At 69.3% G+C, this 18,596-nt stretch carries 15 protein-coding genes; 7 read left to right on the top strand and 8 right to left on the bottom strand.

Features of this window, described 5'->3' with window-relative positions:
• Window positions 1-125 precede the first annotated feature (125 nt).
• The 7 genes from MCHT01_RS25560 (at window position 126) to MCHT01_RS09150 (ending at window position 9,523) form a co-directional block, all read left to right on the top strand.
• Window positions 126-551, top strand: coding sequence for an endonuclease domain-containing protein (locus MCHT01_RS25560; RefSeq protein WP_218017886.1), 426 nt, complete (start codon window positions 126-128; stop codon window positions 549-551).
• A 190-nt stretch (window positions 552-741) separates the two neighbouring features.
• The gene (locus tag MCHT01_RS09175; RefSeq protein ID WP_067064846.1) at window positions 742-1,179 is read left to right on the top strand and encodes a hypothetical protein; all 438 of its coding nucleotides are present in this window, start codon (window positions 742-744) and stop codon (window positions 1,177-1,179) included.
• 110 nt (window positions 1,180-1,289) lie between these two features.
• Window positions 1,290-2,633: a TolC family protein gene (locus MCHT01_RS09170; RefSeq protein ID WP_084452254.1), complete on the top strand. Its 1,344-nt coding sequence runs from the start codon at window positions 1,290-1,292 to the stop codon at window positions 2,631-2,633.
• A 69-nt stretch (window positions 2,634-2,702) separates the two neighbouring features.
• The gene (locus MCHT01_RS09165) at window positions 2,703-4,055 is read left to right on the top strand and encodes an efflux RND transporter periplasmic adaptor subunit (RefSeq protein WP_067064844.1); all 1,353 of its coding nucleotides are present in this window, start codon (window positions 2,703-2,705) and stop codon (window positions 4,053-4,055) included.
• 10 nt (window positions 4,056-4,065) lie between these two features.
• Entirely contained in the window at window positions 4,066-7,317 is a 3,252-nt protein-coding gene (locus MCHT01_RS09160) for a CusA/CzcA family heavy metal efflux RND transporter (RefSeq protein WP_067064843.1), read from the top strand.
• Entirely contained in the window at window positions 7,314-7,997 is a 684-nt protein-coding gene (locus MCHT01_RS09155; protein WP_067064842.1) for a heavy metal response regulator transcription factor, read from the top strand. Before MCHT01_RS09160 ends, MCHT01_RS09155 begins: the two co-directional genes overlap by 4 nt.
• Window positions 7,998-8,065: 68 nt before the next feature.
• Window positions 8,066-9,523, top strand: coding sequence for an ATP-binding protein (locus MCHT01_RS09150; protein ID WP_067064859.1), 1,458 nt, complete (start codon window positions 8,066-8,068; stop codon window positions 9,521-9,523).
• Here the strand turns inward: MCHT01_RS09150 and MCHT01_RS09145 are convergent.
• The 8 genes from MCHT01_RS09145 to MCHT01_RS09110 all read right to left on the bottom strand — a co-directional run bounded on the left by MCHT01_RS09145 (window position 9,513) and on the right by MCHT01_RS09110 (window position 18,565).
• On the bottom strand, window positions 9,513-10,124 hold the full coding sequence (locus MCHT01_RS09145) for a mechanosensitive ion channel family protein (protein ID WP_174549045.1): 612 nt from the start codon (window positions 10,122-10,124) through the stop codon (window positions 9,513-9,515). The genes MCHT01_RS09150 and MCHT01_RS09145 overlap by 11 nt on opposite strands.
• A gap of 81 nt (window positions 10,125-10,205) precedes the next feature.
• Window positions 10,206-11,129, bottom strand: a complete 924-nt coding sequence (locus MCHT01_RS09140; RefSeq protein ID WP_067064840.1) for a nickel/cobalt efflux protein RcnA — start codon at window positions 11,127-11,129, stop codon at window positions 10,206-10,208.
• A gap of 91 nt (window positions 11,130-11,220) precedes the next feature.
• Complete coding sequence (locus tag MCHT01_RS09135) at window positions 11,221-11,496, bottom strand: metal/formaldehyde-sensitive transcriptional repressor (RefSeq protein ID WP_067064839.1); 276 nt, start codon at window positions 11,494-11,496, stop codon at window positions 11,221-11,223.
• Window positions 11,497-11,935: 439 nt separating this feature from the next.
• On the bottom strand, window positions 11,936-12,754 hold the full coding sequence (locus tag MCHT01_RS09130) for an alpha/beta fold hydrolase (RefSeq protein ID WP_067064838.1): 819 nt from the start codon (window positions 12,752-12,754) through the stop codon (window positions 11,936-11,938).
• Between the two features lie 125 nt (window positions 12,755-12,879).
• On the bottom strand, window positions 12,880-14,184 hold the full coding sequence (boxA, locus tag MCHT01_RS09125; protein ID WP_067064837.1) for a benzoyl-CoA 2,3-epoxidase subunit BoxA: 1,305 nt from the start codon (window positions 14,182-14,184) through the stop codon (window positions 12,880-12,882).
• Between the two features lie 43 nt (window positions 14,185-14,227).
• Window positions 14,228-15,661: a benzoyl-CoA 2,3-epoxidase subunit BoxB gene (gene boxB / locus MCHT01_RS09120; protein WP_067064836.1), complete on the bottom strand. Its 1,434-nt coding sequence runs from the start codon at window positions 15,659-15,661 to the stop codon at window positions 14,228-14,230.
• Between the two features lie 70 nt (window positions 15,662-15,731).
• Window positions 15,732-17,414 carry a 2,3-epoxybenzoyl-CoA dihydrolase gene (boxC, locus tag MCHT01_RS09115; protein WP_067064835.1) on the bottom strand — a complete coding sequence of 561 codons (1,683 nt, stop codon included), beginning with the start codon at window positions 17,412-17,414 and terminating at the stop codon, window positions 15,732-15,734.
• Window positions 17,415-17,632: 218 nt separating this feature from the next.
• Window positions 17,633-18,565, bottom strand: coding sequence for a helix-turn-helix transcriptional regulator (locus tag MCHT01_RS09110; protein WP_067064833.1), 933 nt, complete (start codon window positions 18,563-18,565; stop codon window positions 17,633-17,635).
• Between the last annotated feature and the right edge of the window lie 31 nt (window positions 18,566-18,596).

Raw genomic sequence — 18,596 nt, 5'->3', positions numbered from 1 at the left:
ACGGAGCACGGAGCACGGAGCACGGAGCACGGAGCACGGAGCACGGAGCACGGAGCACGGAGCACGGAGCACGGAGCACGGAGCACGGAGTTTCCCCTCTCCCGCTGCGCGGGAGAGGGGCAGGGGTGAGGGCCGTCGAACACCAGAGCCTCCCATGCCCACTCGCCAGTGCCCCCCATTGCCCCAGCGCACCCCCGCCCGCAGCCTCCGCAGGACCTCCACCGACGCCGAACGCGCTTTGGTACCACCTGCGAGCTCGACGACTAGGGGGGTACAAATTCAGAAGGCAGTCTCCAGTCGGCGAGCACGTCGCCGACTTCGCCTGCCTCGAGGCGCGTTTGATCGTCGAGCTCGACGGCGGACAGCACTTCGACCCGGAGTCGGTCACCGCCGATGCACGACGCACGGTCGAGATGGAAGCTGTTGGGTACCACGTCATGCGGTTCACGAATCGAGAGGTGCTTGGGCAGATGGAGGCAGTCCTGGAGGCGATCCTGCAATGGTTGACGAAGTGGAAGCAGGAGGTGGGGGGACGACAGGAACGCTCTTGAACTGCCGCGGCCCTCACCCCAGCCCTCTCCCGCGCAGCGGGAGAGGGGGCCGCGAACGCCATGGCGTGATCGCCATGGCTCCTGCGTGGCCTCCCGCCATCCGGTGTTTTCGTTAAAGGGTCATCGCTCAGGCCCGATGGCTGCTGCTGCCTGAGTTTCCCGACACACCTTCCCCTTACACTCCGCCCCCATGCGCCGCTGGCTCACGCTGTTCCTGCTGGTCTTGATGCCGCTCCAGTTCACCTGGGGAGCGGCCGCCGTCTATTGCCAGCACGAACCCGCGCCCGAGACCCGTCATTTCGGCCATCACACGCATCAGCACGGCGACGCCGGCCATCCCGGCCCGCAGGTCGATGGCGCAAAGTCCGCCGATCCGACGGGTTCGTCGGTCGACGTCAAGAAGCTCGCCGACCTCAAGAAGGTCGCCGACAGCGACAAGTCCAAGCCCGGCAAGCTCGCGCCGGACAACGACTGCGGCCAGTGCCATCACAGCGCGTTCAAGCCGGTCGCCGCGGTGGCTGCCGCGCTGAACGACATCGGCGGACAGGTCCAGCAAGGGCTGGCCGAGCCTGCCTTCTCCTCCCGATCGCCCGATCACCCGGACCGCCCCAATTGGCGCATCGCCTGATTCGGCGAACGCAGCGGCCCATTCCTCCCTCCGATTTCCCCAGCGGCTGAACGCCGCGATGCTGCCTTCGTCGAATCCCTCGAGTTGTTCCCGCAACCCTGGAGTTTTCGATGCGCAGATTGCTTGTGCCGCTCGCTTGCGCGGCGCTTTTCTCCGTCCCGGTCCTTGCTGCGACCGGCGACGCACCGACCTCGGCCCGTCCCGCCGAGCCCCCGCTTCCCAACGCCCGAATCGCCGCGGCCGGTGCCTCGGCGAGCGCCGTCTCCGGACTGACGCTGTCCGCGGCCATCGAGACCGCGCTCGGCCAGAACCCGACCCTGCGCGCCTTCGGCCATGAACTCGACGCCAGCGACGGTGCCGTCCGCCAGGCCGGCCTGATCCCCAATCCCTCGCTGAGCCTCAGCGCCGAGGACACCCGCAAGGACACGCGCACGACCTCGATGACGCTGAGCCAGACCATCGAGCTCGGCGGCAAGCGTTCGGCACGGGTGGCGCTGGCGGAGCGCGAGCGCGACCTCGCGGCCCTCGACCTGGAGACCCAGCGCGCCGAGGTGCGCGCCACCACCATCCAGGCCTTCTTCGACGTCCTGATCGCCCAGGAGCGCGTCGAGGTGGCCCGCGAATCGCTGGAGATCGCCGGCAGCGGCGCGTCGGCCGTGTCGCGGCGCGTCACCGCCGGCAAGGTCTCGCCGGTCGAGGAGACCCGCGCCCGGGTCGCCGAGTCCGCCGCCCGCATCGAGCTGCGCCAGGCGCAGGCGGACCAGCGCGCGGCGCTCCAGGCGCTCATCGCCGTGATGGGCGCGGCACCGGACTCGATCGCTCGTGTCGACGGCAGCGCCGACGCCATGCCGGCCTTGCCCGAGGGCGCCGCCCTGGGCGACCGGCTGGAACGCGCGCCCGCGCTGCGTCGCGCCCGCATGGACGTGCAGCGCGCCGAGGCCGCCTTCCAGCTGGAACGGGCCCGCGGGGTGCCGGATGTCACCGTCGGTCTCGGCGCCCAGCGCGCGCCGGACATGGGCCGCACGCAGCCGCTGATCAGCGTCTCCATCCCGATCCCGCTCTTCGATCGCAACCAGGGCGCGCAGATGCAGGCCATGCGCAAGCGCGAGGCCGCCGCGGCGCTCGCCCAGGCGCAGGCGCAGCGACTGCGCGCCGAGGTGCTGCAGGCCGTCGACCAGCTGGAGGCCCGCGCCGACGAGGTCGAGGCGCTCCGCCGCGACGTGCTTCCCGGTGCGCGCGGCGCCTACGAGGCCGCGCGCCGGGGCTTCGAACTGGGCAAGTTCGGCTTCCTCGACGTGCTCGACGCGCAGCGCACCTGGCTGCAGGCGCGCGGCCAGTACGTCAACGCGCTGTCGCAGGCGCACCGCCTGGCCGCGGACATCGACCGTCGCCTCGGCGGCCCCGACCCGCAATCCGGCGCCTTGCCCGCGCGGACGACGTCCGACCGCCCCTGATCCGCCCCCGGGTCACCCGCGATGACGCCGGTGATTCCGCGAGCCCACAGCCCCACATCCGAGTCCCCCATGAACTTCAACGATGAATCCAAGGACCGCGCCGGCACCTCGCGCGGCGGTGTTCCCAAGAAGCAGGCGATCGCGATCGCCGTCGTGCTGCTGCTCGGCACGGCCGCCGGCATCGGCATCCTGACCGGCGTCGGCAAGTCCGGCGCCGCCACCGAGGAATCCCATGGCCACGGCCATGACGAAGCCAAGGGCCATGACGACGGCGAGCATCACGGCGAGGCCAAGGCCGGCGCCAAGTCCTCGGACACGTCCGGCCACAAGGACGCCGACGGTCACGGCGACGGCGAGCACCACGAGGGCAAGCAGGCCGAGTCCCATGAGGACGAGGGTCTGCTGCGCTTCACGCCCGAGCAGATGAAGGCCGCCGGCATCGTCGTCGAGACCGCCCAGGCCGCGACGCTGCAGGGCAGCTACCAGCTCCCCGGCGAGGTGAAGTTCAACGAGGACCGGACCGCCCACGTCGTGCCGCGCGTGTCCGGCGTCGTCGAGGCGGTGCCGGTCGCGCTGGGCCAGCAGGTCCGCAAGGGCCAGGTGCTGGCCGTCGTCAGCAGCCCCGCCGTCTCGGACCAGCGCGCCGATCTGCAGGCCGCGCTCAAGCGCCTGCAGCTCGCCAGGACCACCTACGAGCGCGAGAAGAAGCTCTTCGAGGAGAAGATCTCCCCGCAGCAGGACGTGCAGGTCGCCGAACAGGCGCTGCGCGAGACCGAGATCGCCGTCGCCAACGCGCGGCAGAAGCTGCAGGCCGTGGGGGCCTCGCTGGAGAGCGGCGCGCTCAACCGCTTCGAGCTGCGCGCGCCCTTCGACGGCACCATCGTCGAGAAGCACATCGCCCTCGGCGAGCAGGTCCGCGAGGACGCCAACGTGTTCACCGTGTCGGACCTGCGCAGCGTCTGGGCGCAGATCAGCGTGCCCGCCAAGGACCTCCCGGTGGTCCGCGTCGGCGACGCCGTCACCGTCCGCGCCGCGGCCTTCGAGCAGAGCGCGTCCGGCAAGGTCGCCTACGTCGGCTCGCTGATCGGCGAGGCCACGCGCACCGCGCAGGCCCGCGTGACGCTCGAGAACCCCGACGCCGTCTGGCGTCCCGGGCTCTTCGTCAACGTCGAGATGAAGGGCGCGCCGTTCACCGCGCCGGTCTCCGTCGCCGCCGACGCGGTCCAGACGCTGGAGGAGAAGACCGTCGTCTTCATCCGCAAGGGCGAGGGCTTCGTCGCGCAGCCCGTCAAGGTCGGCCGCGCCGATGCGCGCCGGGTCGAGATCCTCGACGGTCTGAAGGCCGGCACGCCGCACATCGCGGCGGGCAGCTTCGTCGCCAAGGCGGAGCTGGGCAAGGCCTCGGCCTCGCACGCGCATTGAGGGGCGGACCATGTTCGAACGCATCATCCGCTTCGCCATCGAGCAGCGATGGCTGGTCCTGCTGGCCGTGCTCGGCATGGCCGGCCTGGGCGTCTACAGCTACCAGAAGCTGCCCATCGACGCCGTGCCCGACATCACCAACGTGCAGGTGCAGATCAACACCGGCGCGCCGGGCTACTCGCCGCTGGAGACCGAGCAGCGCGTCACCTATCCGATCGAGACGGTGATGGCCGGCCTGCCGGGCCTGCAGCAGACGCGCTCGCTGTCGCGCTACGGGCTGTCGCAGGTCACCGTGATCTTCAAGGACGGCACCGACGTCTACTTCGCCCGCCAACTGGTCAACGAGCGCATCCAGTCCGCGCGCGACCAGTTGCCGGCCGGGGTGACGCCCGACATCGGGCCGATCTCCACCGGCCTGGGCGAGATCTACCTCTGGACCGTGGAAAGCGAGCCCGGCGCGAAGAAGCCCGACGGCACGCCCTACACGCCGACCGACCTGCGCGAGATCCAGGACTGGGTCATCAAACCGCAGCTGCGCAACGTGACCGGCGTGACCGAGATCAACGCCATCGGCGGCTACGCCAAGGAGTACCACGTCGCGCCGGATCCGGCCAAGCTGTCGTCCTACGGACTGACCCTGGGCGACGTGGTCACCGCGCTGGACCGCAATAACGCCAACGTCGGCGCCGGCTACATCGAGCGCCGCGGCGAGCAGGTGCTCATCCGCGCGCCCGGCCAGGTGCGCTCGATGGCCGACATCGGCAACATCGTGCTGCGCAACGAGGCCGGGATCCCGGTCCGCGTGCGCGACGTCGCCAGCGTCGAGATCGGCCGCGAGCTGCGCACCGGCGCCGCCACTGACAACGGCCGCGAGGTCGTGCTGGGCACCGTGTTCATGCTGATCGGCGAGAACAGCCGCACGGTGTCGCAGGCCGTCGCGCAGCGCATGGCGCAGATCAACGCCAACCTGCCCCAGGGCGTGCATGCGGTGACGGTCTACGACCGCACCACGCTGGTCGACAAGGCCATCGCCACCGTCAAGAAGAACCTGATCGAGGGCGCGGTGCTGGTCATCGCCATCCTCTTCCTGTTCCTGGGGAATCTGCGCGCGGCCATCCTGACGGCGATGGTGATCCCGCTGTCGATGCTGTTCACCTTCACCGGCATGGTGAACCAGAAGGTCAGCGCCAACCTCATGAGCCTGGGCGCGCTGGACTTCGGCATCATCATCGACGGCGCCGTCGTGATCGTGGAGAACTGCGTGCGCCGCCTGGCCCACGCGCAGGCCCACAAGGGCCGGCCGCTGACGCGATCGGAGCGCTTCCACGAGGTGTTCCTCGCCTCGCAGGAGGCGCGCCGGCCGCTGCTCTTCGGGCAGCTGATCATCATGATCGTGTATCTGCCGATCTTCGCGTTGGGCGGCGTCGAGGGGAAGATGTTCCACCCGATGGCCTTCACCGTGGTGATCGCGCTGATCGGCGCGATGATCCTGTCCATCACCTTCATCCCGGCCGCGGTGGCGCTGTTCATCGGCGACAAGGTCGACGAGAAGGAGAACCGCCTCATGGGATGGGCGCGTCGCGCCTACGAGCCGATGCTGGCGCGCGTGATGGGCGCCAAGGCCCTGGTGCTGACCGTCGCCGCGGTGGTGGTCGTGCTGTCGGGCCTGCTGGCCACGCGCCTGGGCAGCGAGTTCATCCCCAGCCTCAACGAGGGCGATTTCGCGATCCAGGCGCTGCGCATTCCCGGCACCAGCCTGTCGCAGTCGGTGGCGATGCAGCAGCAGCTGGAGACGCGGCTCAAGGAGAAGTTCCCCGAGATCGAGCGCGTCTTCGCCCGCACCGGCACGGCCGAGATCGCGGCCGATCCGATGCCGCCCAACATCTCCGACGGCTACGTGATGCTCAAGCCGATGGACCAGTGGCCCGCGCCGCGCAAGACCCGCGACGAGCTGCTGGCCGCGGTGCAGGCCGAGGTGGCCCGGCTGCCGGGACAGAACTACGAGTTCTCGCAGCCCATCCAGCTGCGCTTCAACGAGCTGATCTCCGGCGTGCGCTCCGACGTGGCGGTGAAGATCTTCGGCGACGACATGGAGGTGCTGAACAGCGCCGCGCGGAAGATCGCCGAGCTGCTGCAGAGCGTCCCCGGCGCGTCCGAGGTCAACATCGAGCAGACCACCGGCCTGCCGATGCTGAGCGTGACCGTGGACCGCGAGCGGACCGCGCGCTACGGGCTCAACGTCCAGGACGTGCAGGACACGCTGGCCACCGCCGTCGGCGGGCGCGAGGCGGGCACGCTCTTCGAGGGCGATCGCCGCTTCGACATCCTGGTGCGGCTCCCCGAGACGCAGCGCGCGGACCTGGAGGCGATCAAGCGCCTGCCGATCCCGCTGCCGGTCGGCGCGGACGGCGCGCGCCGCTTCATCCCGCTGAGCGAGGTGGCGGACCTCACGACCGCGCCCGGTCCCAACCAGGTCAGCCGCGAGAACGGCAAGCGCCGCATCGTGATCAGCGCCAACGTGCGCGGCCGCGACATCGGCAGCTTCGTCGCCGAGGCGCAGCCGCTGATCGCGCGGCAGGCGCAGGTGCCCACGGGCTACTGGATGGAGTGGGGCGGCCAGTTCGAGAACCTCAAGTCCGCGACGGAGCGGCTCAAGGTCGTGGTGCCCGTCTCGCTGCTGCTGGTCTTCGTGCTGCTGTTCGCGATGTTCGGCAACCTCAAGGACGGCTTCATCGTGTTCACGGGGATCCCGTTCGCGCTCACGGGCGGCATCGTGGCGCTGTGGATGCGGGGGATCCCGCTGTCGATCTCGGCGGCGGTGGGCTTCATCGCGCTGTCGGGCGTGGCGGTGCTCAACGGGCTGGTCATGATCTCGTTCATCCGCAATCTGCGGGAGTCGGGCAAGGGGCTGGACGCGGCCATCCACGACGGCGCGCTGACGCGGCTGCGGCCGGTGCTGATGACGGCGCTGGTGGCCTCTCTGGGCTTCGTGCCGATGGCGCTGGCGACCGGGACGGGCGCCGAGGTCCAGCGCCCGCTCGCGACCGTGGTCATCGGCGGCATCCTGTCCTCGACCGCGCTCACGCTGCTCGTGCTGCCGGTGCTGTACCGGTTGGCGCATCGAGGCGACGAGGACGAGCCCGATCCCGCGATCGACGTGAAGCGACGGCGCGCGGACGGCGATGGCGACCCGGCCACCGTCGACGGGCATGGCCTCGACGACACGAGGGCGGCCGGTGCCGAGGGACGGCCGGCCTCATGAAGCTGCTCATCGTCGAGGACGAGCGCAAGGCGGCCGAGTACCTGCGCAAGGGGCTGACCGAGGAGGGTTACGTCGTCGAGGTCGCTCACGACGGCGTGGACGGTCTGCACAAGGCGTCGGTCAACACCTATGACCTGCTGATCCTGGATGGGCAGCTGCCCGGCATCGACGGGCTGGCGATGCTCAGCGCGATCCGGCAGGGCAGCGACGTGCCCATCCTGATGCTCACGGCGCGGGCGCGCGTGGAGGACCGCGTGCGCGGGCTGCAGGCCGGCGCGGACGACTACCTCACCAAGCCCTACGCCTTCTCCGAGTTGGTCGCCCGCGTGCAGGTGCTGCTGCGCCGGCGCGGCGGCCCGCGCGGACCGGAGGACGCGTTGTACCGGGTCGCCGAGCTGGAGGTCGACCCGATCCGGCGCAAGGTGACGCGCGCCGGTCAGCGCATCGACCTCACGCCCAAGGAATTCGGGCTGCTCACGCTGCTGGTGCGGCGGCAGGGCGAGGTGCTGTCGCGCACCGAGATCGCCGAGCAGGTCTGGGACATGAACTTCGACAGCGAGACCAATGTCGTCGAGGTGGCGATCCGGCGCCTGCGGGTGAAGATCGACCAGCCCTTCGAGCGCCCCTTGCTCCACACGGTGCGCGGCATGGGCTACGTGATCGAGAATCGCCCGGCGTGAGCGCGCGCGAGACCGCCCGGGTGACCAGGCCGGCGCCCGAGGACAAGGGGGCTCAGGTGCCCGAGCACGTGAACGCCCGCGAGCGGCACGCGGGCAGCCTCCGATTGCGACTGCTCGTCCGCCTGGCCTTGCAGTCGATGTCGGGCCTGGGGGCCGTCTGCGTGGCGGTCTACCTCGTGATCTTCCTGACCCTGGATCAGCGGCAGGACGAGACGCTCGCGCAGAAGCGCGAGGCCGTCACGCACCTGCTCACCGAGCAGCGCGGCGCCCATGACCTGGCCGCCGTGCGGCACCTGCTCACGGACTTCCTGGCCGGGCATGACGAGCTCACGCTGCGCGTCGCGGACCGCGAGGGCCAGGTCTTGCTCACGCCGATCCGACCGATGCCGGCGGGCGCGCGGGCCAAGCAGCTGCGCTTCGACGTGGCGCTGCCGGCGGAACTCGGCGGCCGCGGCACGGCGGTGCTGGTCTTCGACAAGCGACGGGACGACGCGCTGCTGGCGCGGCTGGGGTGGACGCTGATCTTGGCGGCGATCGGGGGAACGGTGGTCCTGTCGGCGGCCGCGGCCATCGGTGTCCGGCGCGAGCTGGCCCCGCTGCGCGCCCTGGTGAAGCAGGCGGCGGCCGTCGGCGTCGATCGTCTGGAGCTGCGATTGGACGGTCGCGATCAGGTGGAGGAACTGCAGCCGCTGATCCTGCAGATCAACGAGCTGCTGGACCGGCTGGCGGGCGCCTACCGGCAGATGGAGTCCTTCAACGCGGACGTGGCGCACGAGCTCAACACCCCGATCGCGATCCTCGTGAACAGCTGCGAGCTGGCGCTTCGGCGGCCGCGCTCGCCGGAGGAGCTCAAGGAGGCGCTGGCCTCCAACCTGGAGGAGCTGCATCGGATCGCGCGCATCGTCGCGGACATGCTCTTCCTGGCAAACGCGCAGCGCGGCGCCACGGCCAGCCGCGAGGAGGAGGTCGAGCTGAGCGAGCTCGCCGCCGAGGTCATCGACTATCACGAGGACGGGCTGCGAGCGGCGCACCTCGGCGCGGTGGTGCGCGGCGAGGCGAGGGCGCGGGTGGACGCCGGGCTGCTCCAGCGCGCCATCGCCAACCTGGTCAGCAACGCGACCCGCTATGCGACACCCGGGACCGTGGTGGAGGTGGTGATCACGCGCGGGGCCGTCGCCGACGCGGACGGGTCGGTCGATGCCAGCGTCAGCGCCAGCGCCAGCCCCGGTGCCGGTGCGGGTGCGTCGGAGACGATGTCGGCGGGGCAAGGCGCCGTCGGCGGGCGCCCGATCCGGATCGACGTCGTCAATGTCGGCGCGGCGATCGCGCCGAAGCATCTGCCGCGGCTCTTCGACCGCTTCTATCGCGTCGACCCCTCGCGCTCAGGCGCGAGCCGCCATCACGGCCTGGGCCTGTCCATCGTGGCCGCCGTCGCGCGCATGCACGGCGGGCGCGCCGAGGCGCGTTCGTCGGACGGCGTCACGACGGTGGGATTCAGCATCGACCCGGGGCCGCTCAGAGCTTGATCTCATGCATCGGCACGGCCATCTCGTCGGCGGCCGGACCGTGCCAGCGGCGCAGCGCGCGCTGGAAGAAGAGGCTGTTGGGCAGCTGCAGGCTGGAGCCGTTGATGTGGTCGCCGGACTCCAGCAGGGTCGTGTAGACGAGGTTGATCTCGACCACGCGGCCCTTCATGCCGGGCTTGTCACCGGACTCCAGCAGCTCGACCACGTCGCCGACGCGGAAGGCGCGGGTCACGTAGATCAGCAGCGCGCAGAACAGGTTGGACAGCACGCTCCAGGCCGCGAAGAACGCGACCGCGCCGACGGTGGCGAAGCCGGTGAAGGCCGTCCACAGCACGCCGCCGGACACTCCCATGCGCTCCAGCGCCCACAGCAGCGCGCCGCTGTAGATCAGCGCGGCCACGATGCGCAGGAACACGGTGGCGACCGTGACGGGCAGCGCGTAGGCGGCGGTGAGCCGGCGCGTCAGCAGTCGCGCGACGCGGACCAGCAGCCACGCGCCCAGCACGATGAGCACGACCTCGATGGTCGGCACCAGGATGTCCAGCCACTCCGAGGCCCAGGCGGGCAGGCGGTCGTGCAGGTTTTGAATCAGCTTTCTCATGGCCGTGATTCTCGGCCAGCTCGGTGACACCTCCGATCGCTCGACGGTGTCGAGGCGTGAGCGGACGGCGGCCCGAAGGCCTCAGAGCAGCGCGCGGGCCCCGTGCCAGAGGACGTAGAGACCGACCAGGATGATCAGCGCGCTCGAGAAGTACGGGGCCTTGCGGGCGAACTCGCCGAAGCCGGACCAGCGCTTGGAGACATGCTTGACGGAGAGGGCGGCCATCGCCCCGGAGGCGATCATGGTCAGCGCCAGGCCGATGCTGAAGCACAGCACGAGGGCCGCGCCCAGCGTGAACTGCTTGAGCTGCAGGCACAGCAGCAGCACGGTGATGGAGGCGGGGCAGGGGATCAGGCCGCCGGTCAGACCGAAGACGATGATCTGGCCGGTGGTCACCTGGCGATTGCCGAAGCGGCGTTGGATGTCGGCGGCATGCGCCCGTTCGTGGGCGTCCTGGTAGCCGTCGCCGCCCAGGTCCAGCGCGACCGACGCCTGCGCCCGGGCGGGCGTGGCAGGCGGATGGGGATGGGCGTGACCGTCATGGCCGTGACCGTCATGGCCGTGCCCTTGATCATGATCGTGGCGGCCCTCGGGGACATGCGGGTGCTTGTGATCGTGCGCATGGCCATGCGCGTGGTCGTGGTCGTGGTCGTGGTCGTGACCATGCTGATCGCGCCAGGTGCGCCACAGCATCCATCCGGCCACCAGCAGGATCAGGACGCCAGAGGCGACCTGGAAGTAGGGCTCGGTGGTCTCGGCATTCCAGTTGCGGCCGAAGTGCAGCCCCGCCAGCGCGACCAGCCACACCACGGCCGTGTGGGAGATCGTCGCCGACAGCCCCAGCAAGACCGCCTGCCCCAGCGTCCCGCGGATCGCGACGATGAAGGCCGCCATCATCGTCTTCGAGTGCCCCGGCTCCAGACCGTGCAAGCCGCCCAGCAGAATCGCGCTGGGGACGAAGAGCCAGGCATTGCCTTGCTGGAGCAGGGAAACGAAATCGGTCATGGACGAGGCGACGGCAGGTCGGAGAGGATCAGTGCCTGATACTCTACCCCAGTATATGAATCGCGATGGAATGGCCCTTCCGGACCGAGGTTCAACGGATGTAGCGGCGTACGGCGTCGATGACGAGATCCATGTCAGCCTCTCGCGTTTCTGGGGAGTGGGAGGGGTCGCCGAGGTGCTCGCGGACATGCCCCTCCAGGACCTCGGCCATCAGGCCGTTGGTCGCGCCACGGATCGCGGCGATCTGCTGCAGCACGCCGGCGCATTCGGCTTCGCTCTCCAGCGCGCGCTCGAGCGCCGCGACCTGGCCTGCGATGCGCCGCACGCGGGTGAGCAAGCCCTTCTTGCCGGTGATGGTGTGTGCCATGGGGGAAGACCGGCTCGACGGCCAGCATCTGGGGACGACCCCGAATGATAGGCGGGTACTCCCCCCAGCATCGGAGCCTTCAGGGGCGACCCCGAAGACCCTCACCCCAACCCTCTCCCGCAAGCGGGCGAGGGGGCAGGAGGAGGCGGGCGAGGGAGTGCAGGGCTCGCTGACTTCAACGGCCCTCACCCCAAACCCCTCTCCCACTCCGTGGGCGAGGGGCCACGTGGCGCACAGCATGTCTCGATAGACCACATGTCAACGGACCACATGTCAAAGGGCCACATGTCAAAGGGCCACATGTCAAAGGGCCACATGTCAAAGGGCCGCGTGTTGATGGGGGACGTGTTGCTTGGTTTGGTTGCCACATCAAGGCTTGGGCGCTGGTGGCTCCCTCGCCCGCTTGCGGGAGAGGGCGGGGGGTGAGGGTCTTCGGCGGCTACGCCAGGAAGCGCCGAATCTCCGCCAGCACCACCTCCGGCGCCTCGCGATGCGGCATGTGTCCGTTCTCCGGCAGCAGCAGCTTGCGCGCCTGGCCCGACACCCGATCGCGGATCAGCTCCTGATGGATCGTCGACCCGAATTCGTCGAGCCCGCCATGGATCGTCAGCGTCGGGCATTGCACGCGCGTCAGCACCTCGCACAGGGACCAGTCGGCGAAGGCCGCGGACAACCACGTCTCCGTCCACGCGCTCAACACCCACGGCGCCTTGACGCCGTGATACCGGCGCAAGCGGTCCAGCTGTTCCGGTGCCTTGAAGTCCTCGCGCGCCGCGCGAATGCCGGTCAGCGTGCGGTCCTCGGCGAAGACTTGCGCTGCAATCGTGATGAGGCGATCCACGCGGCCCGGCAGTTGCGCCGCCGCTTCGATGGCCATGCCGCCGCCGACGCTGTGGCCCATCGCGACGAAGCGCTCGATGCCGAGCCGGTCGACGACCGCCGACAGTCCGGTGCTCGCCTCATCGGCCACGAAACTCGGCGTCAGCGTATCCACGCGCGGGCTGGATTCACCGAATCCCGCGCGGTCATAGGCCACGACCTGCCGCCCGGTGGCCAGCGCGAGCGCCTCGGGGAAGCTCCGCCACAGGCTCACCGCGCCCAGCGAGTCATGCAGCAGGACGATCGGCGGCGTGGCCGCGCTCGCGGACGCCGGTGTCCAGCTGCGCGCGTGCAGCGTGCCGCCGTTGTAGGGGAGGGCATGGACGGCGACCTCGCAGGTCGCCTCGGCGGACGGGGCTGGATCGTGGGGCTGTGTCATGTCGCGATTAGAGCTGTTGAGGCCCTCGCTGGGCGTCACCGGGGCGACCGGCGGGCCGTCGAAGACCCTCACCCCAGCCCTCTCCCGCAAGCGGGAGAGGGGGCCATACGAGTCCTCTCCCGCAATCAATACGTCTCCAGATGCAATCGCCCCTCGCGCTTGAGGCTGCCCGAGAGGGCGTCCCAATCCGCGCCCGCTTGCACCGCGATGTCGCGCAACGCCAGCACCACGCCTTCCTCCATCGCCTTCAGGCCACAGACGTAGAAGTGGGCCTGCGGATCGCGCAGCATCTCCGCCAGGTCGGCCGCGCGCTCGCGCATCAGGTCCTGCACGTATCGGCGCGGCTCGCCCGGCACGCGGCTGAATGCCAGGTTCACGTCGATGAAGTCCTTGGGCAGCTTCTGCAAGGGACCGAAGTAGGGCAGCTCCTGCGGGGAGCGCGCGCCGAAGAACAGCATCAGCTTGCCGCCCTCGAACTTGCCGGACTGCCGCAACCGGCGGCGCCACTCGGTCATGGCTCGCATCGGCGCCGAGCCCGTGCCAGTGCAGATCATGACCACGTGGCTGCGCGGATGATTCGGCATCAGGAAGCTGCTGCCGAAAGGCCCCACCACCTGCACCTGCGCGCCCACCTCCAGGTCGCACATGTAGTTGCTGCCGACGCCCCGCACCGGCTTGCCGTCGTAGTCCTCCAGCACGCGCTTGATGGTCAGCGAGACATTGTTGTAGCCGGCCCGCTCGCCGTTGCGCGGGCTTGCGATCGAGTATTGGCGCGGGAAGTGCGCGCGGCCTTGCTCGTCGAGCCCGGGCGGCACGATGCCGATGCTCTGGCCTTCCAGCACCGGGAAGGGCATGGCCCCGAAATCCAGCACCAGATGATGGGTGTCGTAGTCCGAGCCCGTGTCGCCGACCTCGGTCACGCGGACGTTGCCGGTGACCGTGGCCGTCACCGTCTTCTGCGCGGCCTTGGGGCCGTAGAGGTTGGTGTACGCATGCGCGGCCGACCACGGCGGAATCACCGCGCCGTAATCCGCGCTGCGGAAGATCGGCTCGACCGCGGCGCTGGAGGCGCTCGCCACGTCGGCGCCGGACGGCTCGACGGGCGCGGGCACATCGTTCAAGGACACCTCGGCGCCGGCCTCGGCCAATGCGCCGGGCGGAAGCTCCTCGGGCAGGCTGTCCCAGCCCAGCTGCGCCTCGATGCTGTAGGCCAGCGCCTTGGGCATCGTGCGCCAGTTGTCGATGCTGCCGGTCGGGCAGGGCGGCACGCAGGCCATGCACAGATTGCACTTTTCCGCGTCCACCACGTAGTTGCGCGAGTCGTGCGTGATCGCGCCCACCGGACAGGTGGCCTCGCAGGTGTTGCACCGGATGCAGATCTCCGGATCGATCACGTGCTGCTTGATGAGGATCGCTTCCGTCATGTCCATGTCGCCTCCACGGGGGTCGCCTTGTCTCCTGGCTCGCGGGCGTTCAATTGAAGCGAACGTACTCGAAATCGACCGGCTGGCGGTTGATGCCCATGACGGGCGGCGCGATCCAGTTCGCGAACTTGCCAGGCTCGACGACGCGGCCCATCAGGCTCGCGACGAACTGGCGATCGCCCACGGACGGCAGCCACTGGTCGACGCGCGCGGCCCATTCGGCCTCGCTGACGATCTGGCCCTCGGGCGAGACCTTCGCCCCCGACAGCGTGCCGATGCTGCGGTGGAAGGCCTTGTGCGGCGTCTTCAGGCGATGCGGCAGGCCGGCCTTCTCGATGACCTTGTTCCAGCGGTCCACGCCGCCGACGCTGTCGCGGATGAAGTCGTCACGCAGCACCTCGTTGAGCGCGTTGAGCATCGGCACCTGGCGCTCGACGAAGCGGCCGCCCTCGATCGCCAGCACCGGATAGAACTGGCCCTTGAGCACATGATCGTCCTGGCGCTTGCCCTCCTCGTAGCGGCCCTTCAGACCGGTCGAGTAGAAGGTCGCCGCGTTGGAGCTCTCGTCCGCGCCGAAGAGGTCGATGGTGACGCTGAAGTGGAAGTTCAGGTAGCGCTGCAGCGTGGGCAGATCGATCACGCCGGCGGCGCGCAGCTTGGCCGGGTCGTCGGTCTTGAGCTCGTTCATCGCCTGGCAGGTGCGTTGGATCACGCGGCTCACGCCGGACTCGCCGACGAACATGTGATGCGCTTCCTCGGTCAGCATGAACTTGGTCGTGCGGGCCAGGGGATCGAAGCTGCTCTCCGCCAGCGCGCACAGCTGGAACTTGCCGTCACGATCGGTGAAGTAGGTGAACATGAAGAAGGACAGCCAGTCCGGCGTCGGCTCGTTGAAGGCCTGCAGGATGCGGGGGTTGTTCTCCTGGCCGCTGCGGCGCTCCAGCAGCGCGGCGCCTTCCTCGCGGCCGTCACGGCCGAAGTACTTGTGCAGCAGGTAGACCATCGCCCACAGGTGACGGCCTTCCTCGACGTTGACCTGGAAGAGGTTGCGCAGGTCGTACTGGCTGGGGGCGGTCAGGCCGAGATGGCGCTGCTGCTCGACGCTCGCGGGCTCGGTGTCGCCCTGCGTGACGATGATGCGGCGCAGGTTGGCGCGGTACTCGCCGGGGATGTCCTGCCAGGCGTCCTCGCCCTTGTGATCGCCGAAATGGATCTTGCGGTTCTGCTCGGCGGGGTTCAGGAAGATGCCCCAGCGGTAGTCCGGCATCTTCACGTGGCCGAAGGTGGCCCAGCCCTGCGGATCGACGCTGGTGGCCGTGCGCAGGTAGACGTCGAAGTTGTGCGAGCCGTCGGGCCCCATGTCCTCCCACCACGAGAGGAAGTTGGGCTGCCAGCCCTCGAGCGCACGCTGCAGCGTGCGGTCCTCGTTGAGGTTGACGTTGTTGGGGATCTTCTGGCTGTAGTCGATGGTGCTGACGGTCATCGGGGTCTCCTGGGTGTCTTGTCGCCGATGCGATCGGCGCGATGGGGCAGGCAGGCGCTCGGTGGCGCGTTCAGACGCGGTTCCAGTCGAACTGCGCCTTGTCGCCCTTGCCGAAGACCTTCAGCGCGCCCTTCTCGCCGACGGCGTTGGGGCGCTGGAAGATCCAGTTCTGCCAGGCGGTCAGGCGGCCGAAGACGCGCGTGACCATGTTCTCCGGGCCGTTGAAGCGCAGGTTGGCCTCCATGCCGGTGAGGGCGTCCGGGCTCATGGACACGCGCTCCTCGATGGCGATGCGGGTCTCGTCGGCCCAGTCGATGTCGTCGGGGTTGCTGGTCACCAGACCGAGTTGGAACGCGGCATCGGCGTCGAGCGGCATGCCGGCGTTGGCGCGGCATTGCTCGATCTGATCGGCGTCCTCGTAGAAACGGCGCTCGAGCCGGCTCTGCCCCGTGGCCATCGGCAGCAGACCGAAGTTGGTCTCGCCGATGAAGAGCTTGGGCGCGCGTTCCGGCTCGTCGGGCAGCGCGAGCATGTAGCTGCGATCGCAGGCCAGCGCGAGCTCCAGCAGCGAGCCCGCGAAGCAGGAGCCTGGCTCGATCAGCGCGAACAGGCTGCGCGAGGAGACGTCGACGCGGCTGAAGGTGCGGCGCAGATAGCCGATGGTCTCGCGTACCAGCCAGTGATGGGCGTGCTCGGCCAGCACGCCGTCCGAGGCGAGCACCGCGGCCGCGTCGCCCTGCGTGCGGATCAGCCAGGTGCCGATGTCCAGCTCGTTGGTGCGCATCGAGAGGATCGCGTCCTCCAGATCGCGGGCGAGGGCGAGCGGGTACCAGTCGGCGCCGGCGGCCTCGATCTCGGCGATGGTCGAGGGCAGCGCGTTGATCGGACCGCTGGGACCGTTCACGGTGAAGCTGGCGACGCGGCGGGCGCGGTCGATCTCGACGGTCACGTGGCGGTAGCGCAGCGCGTCCGGTTCGATCGTGCGTTGCAGCGGGCCGAAGACGACGCCCTTGCCGTCGGCGGGGCGGTCGCTGCCTTCGGCGAGCGAGAGGGCGCGCTCCTGGACCTTGGCGGAGAACTGGGCCGGCTTGACGATGTCGTCGACCAGGCGCCAGTCCTTGGCCTTCTTGCCGCGCACGCCTTCATTGGTCGTGCAGAAGATGTCTGCGAGGTCGTGGCGGACCTTGCGCTTGTCGGTGACGCGGGTCAGGCCGCCGGTGCCCGGCAGCACGCCCAGCAGCGGCACCTCGGGCAGGCTGACCGCGCTGGAGCGGTCGTCGACCAGCAGCAGCTCGTCGCAGGCGAGGGCGAGCTCATAGCCGCCGCCGGCGCAGGCGCCGTTGATGGCGGCGAGGAACTTCAGACCGCTGTGCTGGCTGGAATCCTCCATGCCGTTGCGGGTCTCGTTGGTGAACTTGCAGAAGTTCACCTTCCAGCCGTGGCTGGAGACGCCCAGCATGTAGATGTTGGCGCCGGAGCAGAAGATCTTGTCCTTGGCGCTGGTCACGACGACGGTGCGGACCTCGGGGTGCTCGAAGCGGATGCGTTGGAGCGCGTCGTTGAGCTCGATGTCGACGCCCAGGTCGTAGCTGTTGAGCTTGAGCTTGTAGCCGGGGCGCAGGCCGCCGTTCTCGTCGAAGTCGGCGGCCAGCGTGGCCACCGGGCCTTCGAAGGACAGCTTCCAGTGGCGGTAGCGCGAAGGATGTGTCTGGTAATCGACGCGGGTGGCGGTGAGGTCGGAGAGATCGCTCATTCGGGGCTCCATCGACATGCAGGAACGTGCAGCGAATGCGCTGCGGGGTTGCATGCAGTATGGTGCTTGTGTTTGGCGATTGCAAGCAGGTTAGTGCATCTATCGATGCGGGTTAACCCGTTTTTCCCCTCGCCCACGGAGTGGGAGAGGGGCCCTCATTCGCCCGCGCAGCGGGGTGATTCGCCCACGAAGCGCGGTGGTTGGCGGCGCATGAAGGATTAGCGCGCGATGAGCTCCCGAACCCGCCGCTCCAAGATCCCAAACGTCTCCGCCAGCGGCTGCGCGCTCGTATCGACATGCAGCTCCGCCTTCGCATAGAACGCCGCGCGCCCATGAAGAATGGACCTCAAATCGTCCATCGCTTCCTTGCTTGCCGCCATCGGCCGCGTGTCGCCTTGCGCGACGACCCGCTGCATGTGGTCCTCCGGATCCGCTTGCAGCCACACGGTGCTGCAATGCGCCAGCAGCAGATTGAAGGTCGCCGGATCCGACACGATCCCACCCGGCGTGGCGATCACCGCTTCCGGATAGATCTGGATCGCCTCCTCCAGCGCCCGCCGCTCGTAGCGCCGATACGCCGCCTGGCCATACAGCGCCTGGATCTCCCCGACGCTGCAACCCGCGAACTTCTCGATCTCCCGGCTCAGCTCGACGAACGGGTAATCCAGCGTCTCCGCCAGCATCGCGCCCAGCGTGGACTTGCCCGCGCCGCGCAAGCCGATCAGCGCCACCCGGTGGCTGCGCGGCTGCCCATGCCCCTGCGCGCCGCCGGTGCCGAGCAACTCGCCCACCGCCACACGCACCCGATGCAAGGTCGCCTCGTCGCGCCCCTCCAGCAGCTCGCGCAGCAGCAGCCACTCCGCGCTGGTCGTCGTGACGTCGCCGAGCAGCTCCGCCATCGGGCATTGCAGCGCCTGCGCGACCTGCAGCAGGATCAGGATGGACGGATTGCCCGCGCCATATTCCAGATTCGCCAGATGCCGTTCGCTCACGTCCGCCACGGTGGCGAGCGCCTTGCGCGTCATCCCCTTGCGCGAGCGCAAGCCGCGGACGCGATCGCCCAGCTGCATCAGGAAGGGGTGTTTCGCCGGTTCCTCCGCCTCCGGGGCGGTAGGGGTTAACCCGTCAACAGGCACTATATTGCTTGACATGATTTTTGACCGGCTCTAGATTGCCTGCATG

The organism is Mitsuaria chitosanitabida ATCC BAA-476 = NBRC 102408, from assembly GCF_001598255.1.
Taxonomy (GTDB): Bacteria; Pseudomonadota; Gammaproteobacteria; order Burkholderiales; family Burkholderiaceae_C; genus Roseateles; species Roseateles chitosanitabidus.
This window is presented reverse-complemented; position numbering and strand designations above follow the sequence as displayed.